Below are 556 nucleotides of genomic sequence, written 5' to 3' on the forward strand. Positions count from 1 at the left end.
CACCACCGGCACGCGGTCGATCAACTCGGCCTCGCTCTGGTCGGTGATCTCGATGAAGTCGAACTGCTCGCGCTCAAGCTCGAAGGCGCAGTGCATGCGCCAAAGACCATTGTTCTTCTTCTCATACGCACCGGCCTTGGCAACCGCTGTCGCATCGAGGATGCGGATCAGCCGGCCTTTGGCCAAACCTGCATCCTCGCGCTTCAAAAGGTGCCCAATCAACTGCTGCAGCCATGGTCCTGCATTGCGCAGCCGGCCAAGCAACGCCACGTCCGAAATGTCGGCAATCCCGCTCGCCGCCGCCCAGGCCACGACGCCCCGCATGCCAACCTTGCCAAGGCAGTAAGCCAGTGTCAGGCGCAACAGGTCGCTCGCCGACCTGACGCCGCGCGGGCGCAGGAACGCCTTCGTCTCGCGGGCGCTCTGCGTGAGCAAATCTTCGCCGCCGAGAAGCTCAATCGTCTCGGCCCAGCCGTCATCAACAAGCGATTCGTGTGTCATCGCAGTGTAGAATCACACCCGATTCCGCAGGGCAATACCTATCTTAGCGCCTATG

Annotated in this window: 1 pseudogene; it reads right to left on the reverse strand. The window is 62.1% G+C overall.

Annotation, left to right across the window (positions count from 1 at the left end):
• A pseudogene (locus X760_RS73555) lies at positions 1 to 501 on the reverse strand (hypothetical protein); the annotation flags it as partial.
• Positions 502 to 556: the final 55 nt, after the last annotated feature.

Origin of the sequence: Mesorhizobium sp. LSHC420B00 (assembly GCF_000503055.1) — a bacterium.
Classification (GTDB): Bacteria; Pseudomonadota; Alphaproteobacteria; order Rhizobiales; family Rhizobiaceae; genus Mesorhizobium.